Genomic DNA, 6,001 nt, shown 5'->3' on the forward strand with positions numbered 1-6,001 from the left:
AAATATTTAATGGATTATGATAGATGATACAACATATTACAATTGTTATATTTTTTACAATTTTATGTTATGTTAATATTTTTTTAAGCAATATTATTAATAATTTTGCTCCTGAACTTACTAAGTTATTAAGTTTCGTATTAATAGGAACTTTATACACAGTTGTAATCTATTTATGGAATCATTGTATATGGAAAATATTTGCTAATAAATGGCACATACATCCTAATATTAATGGAATCTATGAAGTAAAAATTTACAGTTCTTATGATAATAATTACTACTCTGGTGAAATGATAATTACACAAACCTATAATAATGTTTGTGTAAAAAGTACTTTTAAAAAAAGTGAAGGTATATCATATATTGCTAAAATAGAAAAACATAATAATGATTGGCATTTATTCTATTCTTATCAAAATACAGTAAAAGATTTTGGTTTGCAAAAATCAGGAGGAAGTCATAGAGGATTTTCTGATTTAACAATTAAACAATCAAAAAATGCTCTTATATTAGACGGAATATATGCTAATTATGAAAGAGATACTAAGGGTAATATTATCTGTACTAGAGTTAAACAATAGTTACTCACTAAAAAATTCTTCTAACCAAACTTCTTGTACTCCATCTTTATCCACTTTTTTAATAATAGCTTTGTATTGTTTATCATCTATTTTTATAGTTCCAGTAAATTTACCTTTGTTTTCAATAAGTTCAGCATTATCAATAATATCTTGTATTAATAAATAATCTTCTTGTTTAATATCTGGATATTTATCTTTTAGGTTTTTATATCCTTTAAATCTTACACTTATATTGTTATCTAGTTTTAGTTTTTCTTTAAGTTTATTGCTTGTTATTAAAGCTACTGGTAAATATAGATTATCTTCTTTTTCGCCACTTAAATAATGTTCTTTAAAGGTTTTACTTTGTATAGTATCTTTAATAACACTATGAGCCATAGGTTTACTTATAGTCTCTACTTTATCATTTAAAAAATTACTTAGAGTTTTTGCTCTTTCTAATCCACTATTACTTGCAAAACCTAAGCTTACACCATCGTACTGCTTTTCTATTTTGCCTGTTCTTTCATTTAATACATCTTTATAAGGTCGCTCTGGAGTATCACTTATTCCTAAATTTTGAGCTTCAGCTTTTGTTATTTGACGCACCCAACATTTACATCCCCAGCCATTTGGTGGGTAATGAGTTGACCAAAAAGGATCATCAACTAGTAATACCATATCTGCATAAGTTAGATGTTCTTCTCTATGTTTTCTTGATGCTCCTAGTTTATATTGTAAATATGGTAATAGCTTTTTAGCTCTCTCAATCCTTTTCCCACTTACCACTAGCATTTGCTGTTCTTATATTAGTATTAAAGATGGTCTCAAGTCTTCTTTTACTACCTAATTGTACATCTCTCCTAAATATCCTGTTACTCTCTCATTAGGCGACATCCCTAAAGCCCTATGTACTTTGTTATGATAGTAATTCTCTATCCAATTATTACAAAATGCTTGTAGCTCTTCTCTATTTAGTCTTAAGTCTACTGTTTCTTCCTTTCTAAATAATCTTGCCACAAAACTCTTCTTACTCTCTATCTTTTTTCTACTTGCTACATCGTGTCCTATATAACCATCTAACATTGTCAGCATATTATGAGAAAATGTTTTAAAAAATCTCTCAATAAATGGTTTTTTCTCTGGACTAAATGGTGGACATATCTTTTGTTTAATTCCTAAAGCATGGATACTATCTTTTACCCTTTTATTTACAAAATCTGACCCATTATCACTGGCTATAACCTCTGGTTTACCCCATTTGTTAAATGCTTTTAGTAATCCTCCTAAGATTGCTTCACTATTTGAGGTTCTACTTATATGCAGTATTGCCCTCCTACTATACACATCTATTATCCCTATAATGTTACATCTTCTATTATCACTTAATATAATGTCTGCCTTAGTGCTATCTATTTTATACTCCTGATTTAATCTCACTATCTGCTCATCTGCTTTTCCTATTGACAATTTATACTTGTTTTTCCAGCCATCTGGATTTGTTAATAATGTTAGTTCCTGCTTGTGATTTACTCTATATTCTGACAACCACCTGCTAAATCCTCTATAACTTATTACTCTCCCATGCTTATGATTAAACATCTCATATTGCATTCTGTTACTTACATGAGACTGTTCTTTTATGTTTTTTAATACTGTTGCAAGATATTCTTTATTTTCCATTATGCTTTTTCTTCCCTTAGTCTCCCAATTCTCTAACAGTCCCTTTAATCCTCCTTCCTTATATGCCTTCTTCCATCTCCACAGACTTTTTGTGCTTAGGCTTGGAATATATTCATAGAGTTCTTTATTATTTATCAATCCCTTGTTATATTTTTCTGTATACATCTCCATTATTAATCCCTCCCTTCCTGTTTTTACCCCTAACTCAACTCTATACTCTATTAGATTTAATAATATTTGTTCCTTCGCCCTTGCTTTCTCTAGGTTTCTCTTATCTACCTCACTTCCAAAATGTTCCGCTTTTGATAAAGTTTCAGCTACTTTCTCTTGCTCTTCAATATATGTAACCATGTCTAGCTGGTCTTTTTCTTTGCTTGGTTTACTTTGCTTAGTTGCTTTTGAAGAGTTACTACTATCTAATATATTAGCTTCACTATCCTTACTTGAAGTTGCCAACCTATCCATAAAATCTACACGAGCTTCTAAAGGTAAACTGGATATGTGGTATTCAGAGCCTCTCTTACCACCTGTCTTTACTTGGCTTTCTCTTTGCTTCCAGTTTTCTTTTTTCGTTAATCTTTGTAAAGTTTTAAAATTCTTTGGTAAAGATTTTAAATTAGCATCAAATAGCTCTTTTAAACTTATCCACTCCGAATCTCTATCCAACTTAAAATCATTATTTTTACTATTTATTTTCTATAAAAGCCTTATTTTTTCTACTGTTTATAACTTGGACTCTTTTATAAAATCACCGTATTTTTGTCCAACTTAACATTATTTTTTAAATTAAGTTGGACTCTTCTTTCATAATTATAATTCTCTGTTGGTTGAGGTTTTAATCTATTGCCATATTTATTATATCTATTAGGGAATAATATCTGCACTTTTATTCCAAGCTCTTTAGCTATTGCTACTTCTCCCTGAGAATGAGCTAAAGATATTGCATACCTACAAGTTCCATATTTTAAAGCATATTTTCTATCTACATCTACTAGCTTTAAGCCTCTTTTAACTAACAGGTATTTTATTTCTTCTTTATCCATAGCTTTTTACTCATAAACTTATTATTAACTTTTTATATGTTATAATTCTATTAACTAATTTTAGTTACTAAATTATTAGTGATAATATATCGTTATTAGTTTAAACGGTTAAGATAAATTTTACTATTGGTTTTAAAATGAAGAAAATAGAGACTATTAGAGGAAGAATTGAGCTTTTAATAAAAGGAAGCTTTAAAAATAAATCTGATTTTGCATCTAAATTAAAATGTTCTCCTAGTTTAGTTTCTGATTGGGTTTTAGGGAAAAAATATCCTAGTTTAGATATGTTAAAAAGAATCCATGAAATTACTAAAATATCATTAGATTGGATAATTTTAGGTAAAGTTGTGCAAGATCTTAATGAACATGAATTCGCTAAAATAGTAGCTTCTACTCATGATTGGGCAAAAGTTAATAAAATAGAATCAAATGATTCGTTTCTTGTTAGTATGTATCTAACATTTAAAGAGGAACGAAAACATAATATTTCTCTAACTATTGAAGAATTTTTAAATAAAAGAAAAGAATTTCTAAAAAATATTAAATTCTTTTCTTCTGATGAACCTGATGATGATTAAATTTCTTTATCATTATAAGTTATAATCATACCACAGCTACTACACCTTGACCTTATAAATAGTTGTATATATATAATATCAGCTACAATATATTTTTTACTACAATAAGGACATTTGATATCCTTTATTTTCTTCCCTTTTTTCATAATTACCTCATTTTTATCTTTATCCTTTAATTAAGAAACTCTTATTTTTTATTTACCTTTTTGTCTCATTATATTCGTCCTAAACTTCAAAAAATTCTCATTTATTCTGTCCTCCACTTTTTTAAACTAATTCTATTTTTAATTTTTATAACCATATAAAACCGTGTTGTTTCTTTCCACTATATCCCGTTATTTCCCACCATTTCCCATTATTCTTAACTCTCATCTATTGTGTCTTCTTACACCTCTGTTAGCTCATTATTTACAAATTCTCTATTGTTGTAAGTTTTACAAAACTCATACACATTCATATTTGTTGTTCTTAGAAATAGGATTATTTCTAATCTTGAATAGGCAATTCTTAAACTCATCTGTACAAATTTAATGTTTTTCCCGTTTATTCTTGCCTCTTTTTTTGCTCTCTCTAATAATCTTGCTACTATCTTTTCTCTTACATGAGATGGGAAATTTGAAATGTGATATTCTTTTCCGTCCTTCTTAGTTGTTTTATAATTACGGAATAGCCAGTTTTCATCAATCGCCATATCATTAATACGACTTGCTTTTGTAAAACCTTCCAGTTTCAACTCTAATATTTCAGTGATAGAGAAATACTCTTTAAGCATTGTTACTTACTAAACTCTCGTTAATTTTTTTTAAAAGTATAATTTTTAGCACTTTGCGGAATTAACCTATTGCCTTGTTCATCGTATCTTTCTGGGAAAAGTTCCTTTAAAGGAATATCTAATGCTTCAGATAAAGCCTTTTCTCCTTTAGGATTAGGTTTAGATAAAGCAAATCTAGTAACTCCCTCTCTTAAACCAAACTTCTTATCTATATCTACAAATTTAAGACCTTTCTTACTAAGCAGATACTTAACTTTGTTTATTTCCATTTCTTAAAAACCCTTATTGTGTTATCTTTTATTTGTTAAATAAATATTTATTTATCTCATATAAAAGATATTATCTCTTTTGAAGAGGATTGTCAAACAAATAATTCTAATTTGAAGAGATTAAAAGAAAACAAGGATATATAATGCTTAGAGAGAAGTTTTTAAAAATATTTGGTATGAATTTAAAAAAAAATATATTAAAAAATTTTCCAACCCAAAAAGAATTTTCAGAATTCTTTCATGAAAATCCTAAAAATGTTAGCAAATGGTGTAAAGGAGATGCTCTACCTGATTTATTTAAAATACATCAAATTTGTGAATCAATGGGTATAACTGTTGATTATCTAATTAAAGGAGAACCTACAAATATTACCCAAACCTCAATAGATTATGAAGTATTCGAAGAAGTAGTTAAACTTACCAATGCTTTCGGGAAAGAAATTAATGTAGAGATGGGTGGGAAACAATATCTTGCTGTTTATGAAAGTATTACGAATCTAAGAAGAGCTAATAATAAACTTAAAACTAAAGAAGTATTTGATATGCTTAGACCTACTCTTGAGAGTTGGAAAAAATAAAAATTTAACCTCATTTATGATATTATTTTTATGAGTATATAATTGCTCATAATCAACAATAACATAATTATGGAGGATTCTAATTATGAAAAAAATATATCAATATTAGATGTAGTAAGTGTAACAAAAAACTATTTGAGGCAAATATTACTAAAGAGCTTGATATTAAAATAATATGTAATCGTTGTAAATCTTATCTAATTATAAATGCGATAAGTAAATTTATTACTAACAATAAACCTAAAGCATAATCTTGCTTTGTCTCCTCGTTAGTAATGACAAGGAGACCAATTTTAAAGAATCACCCTAAAATCTTGTCCATTTTTTCTTCATTTTTATAAATAGCTTGTTTATATCAATTAAGCCTTATTTAATAAGACTTATATCCTATTTATATCGGTAGTATTATTTCTATATTTTGTCCATTTAATTTTTTACAAAAAAATAGACACTTCGCTTGAAAGTGCCTATTTACTTATGTTTTTATAATATTTATAAAAAGTGCAATTTTAAAC

The 6,001-nt window shown here is 27.6% G+C and carries 8 protein-coding genes; 3 read left to right on the plus strand and 5 right to left on the minus strand.

The genetic code is table 11. From position 1 onward, the window contains the following. Nucleotides 1-23 precede the first annotated feature (23 nt). Entirely contained in the window at nt 24-584 is a 561-nt protein-coding gene (locus ACQCX0_RS05640) for a Cap15 family cyclic dinucleotide receptor domain-containing protein (protein WP_462563194.1), read from the plus strand. Here the strand turns inward: ACQCX0_RS05640 and ACQCX0_RS05645 are convergent, their stop codons facing one another. The 3 genes from ACQCX0_RS05645 to ACQCX0_RS05655 form a co-directional block, all read right to left on the minus strand. Further along, nucleotides 585-1,358, minus strand: coding sequence for a phage head morphogenesis protein (locus ACQCX0_RS05645; RefSeq protein WP_462563195.1), 774 nt, complete (start codon nt 1,356-1,358; stop codon nt 585-587). Between the two features lie 51 nt (nt 1,359-1,409). Continuing rightward, nucleotides 1,410-2,912 carry a DDE-type integrase/transposase/recombinase gene (locus ACQCX0_RS05650; protein WP_462563196.1) on the minus strand — a complete coding sequence of 501 codons (1,503 nt, stop codon included), beginning with the start codon at nt 2,910-2,912 and terminating at the stop codon, nt 1,410-1,412. A 74-nt stretch (nt 2,913-2,986) separates the two neighbouring features. Next, nucleotides 2,987-3,289 (minus strand): helix-turn-helix domain-containing protein, encoded by a 303-nt coding sequence (locus ACQCX0_RS05655; RefSeq protein ID WP_462563197.1) that lies wholly within the window; start codon nt 3,287-3,289, stop codon nt 2,987-2,989. A gap of 137 nt (nt 3,290-3,426) precedes the next feature. Here ACQCX0_RS05655 and ACQCX0_RS05660 point away from each other — a divergent pair, with 137 nt between their 5' ends. Next, the gene (locus tag ACQCX0_RS05660) at nt 3,427-3,867 is read left to right on the plus strand and encodes a helix-turn-helix domain-containing protein (protein WP_462563198.1); all 441 of its coding nucleotides are present in this window, start codon (nt 3,427-3,429) and stop codon (nt 3,865-3,867) included. A 385-nt stretch (nt 3,868-4,252) separates the two neighbouring features. Here the strand turns inward: ACQCX0_RS05660 and ACQCX0_RS05665 are convergent, their stop codons facing one another. Further along, entirely contained in the window at nt 4,253-4,639 is a 387-nt protein-coding gene (locus ACQCX0_RS05665; protein ID WP_462563199.1) for a hypothetical protein, read from the minus strand. Between the two features lie 20 nt (nt 4,640-4,659). After that, the gene (locus ACQCX0_RS05670; RefSeq protein ID WP_462563200.1) at nt 4,660-4,908 is read right to left on the minus strand and encodes a helix-turn-helix domain-containing protein; all 249 of its coding nucleotides are present in this window, start codon (nt 4,906-4,908) and stop codon (nt 4,660-4,662) included. Nucleotides 4,909-5,051: 143 nt separating this feature from the next. Between ACQCX0_RS05670 and ACQCX0_RS05675 the strand changes: the two genes are divergently transcribed. Continuing rightward, nucleotides 5,052-5,486, plus strand: coding sequence for a helix-turn-helix domain-containing protein (locus ACQCX0_RS05675; RefSeq protein ID WP_462563201.1), 435 nt, complete (start codon nt 5,052-5,054; stop codon nt 5,484-5,486). Nucleotides 5,487-6,001 lie beyond the last annotated feature (515 nt).

This window comes from Candidatus Hepatincolaceae symbiont of Strigamia maritima, assembly GCF_055505085.1.